Annotated in this window: 1 protein-coding gene; it reads right to left on the bottom strand. The window is 45.1% G+C overall.

Annotation, left to right across the window (positions count from 1 at the left end; all coding sequences use genetic code 11):
* The coding region (locus A3751_RS08965; protein WP_068454627.1) for an amino acid ABC transporter substrate-binding protein at positions 1-989 on the bottom strand (989 nt) is incomplete at its 3' end.
* Positions 990-1,174: the final 185 nt, after the last annotated feature.

Raw genomic sequence — 1,174 nt, 5'->3', positions numbered from 1 at the left:
AAACCGCCCTTGTTCCACTGCTCGTTGATACCACGAGCAATCTTCAATGGAGAACCCATACCAACATTACGCTCGAAAGATTCGCCGTAGTTGCCAACTTGAGAAACAATGTTGTATGCCCAGTCAGCGCTTAGGCCAAGCTTTTCACCCGCATCACCTTCTGTACCCAGAAGACGCTTTTGTGAAGGCTTACCGTTCTCTTTTAAGTCAGCAGCGTTGGATGAATCTACACCCAAAAACTCTGCTTCAATCATTGCCACCAAAGACCATTTAGCAATGTTGAACCACTCGTCGTCACCTTGACGAACAACTGGGCCTAATGGCTCTTTTGAAATTACTTCAGGAAGTACCATTGCAGAATCCGGATCTTTCAAACCAATACGAATTGCATAAAGTTGAGATTGGTCAGAAGTTAGAACGTCACAACGGCCGCTTTCGAAACCTGCACGAGTTTGATCAGATGTATCAAAGGTAACCGCGGTATATTTCATACCGTTCGCACGGAAGTAGTCAGCAAGGTTCAACTCTGTCGTTGTACCAGCTTGAATACATGCTGCAGCGCCATCAAGCTCTAAAGCACTTTTAACACCCAGCTTTTTGGAAACCATGAAGCCTTGGCCATCATAGTAGTTAACACCCGCGAAGTTTAAACCAAGCGAAGTATCACGAGTATGTGTCCAAGTTGTGTTACGAGAAAGGAGATCAATTTCACCAGACTGAAGCGCAGTGAAACGTTCTTTTGCAGTCAAAGGCTTATATTGAACTTTGCTTGCATCGCCTAGGACAGCTGCAGCAACGGCCTTACATACGTCTACATCAAGACCGCTCCACTCACCTTTCTCATCTTTTTGAGAAAAGCCTGCAAGGCCGGTACTCACGCCACAAGACAACGTACCGCGCTTTTTAACGTCTTCCAATGTACCTGCTGTAGCACCGAAAGATAACCCCACTGCTAAACCAGCAGCCATTATTGAAGAGAATTTCAACATTCGTGTTCTCCTAAGTTTTTGTTGTGTATCCGTAAAAGGATGTCGCAGCGCACCTAAAAGCAACAACGAAAAGCTGACGCATGCACTGATGCTTGCTCTTCATACAAATTTGATGCCACCACGTCTCGCTTTTTTTTTATCATTCCAAACGAATCTGGACTTCGCGTTATCATTAGCGACACAAG

The organism is Oleiphilus sp. HI0080, assembly GCF_001635135.1.
The sequence above is the reverse complement of the archived record's forward strand: the minus strand, read 5'-3'. Positions and strand labels throughout refer to the sequence as shown.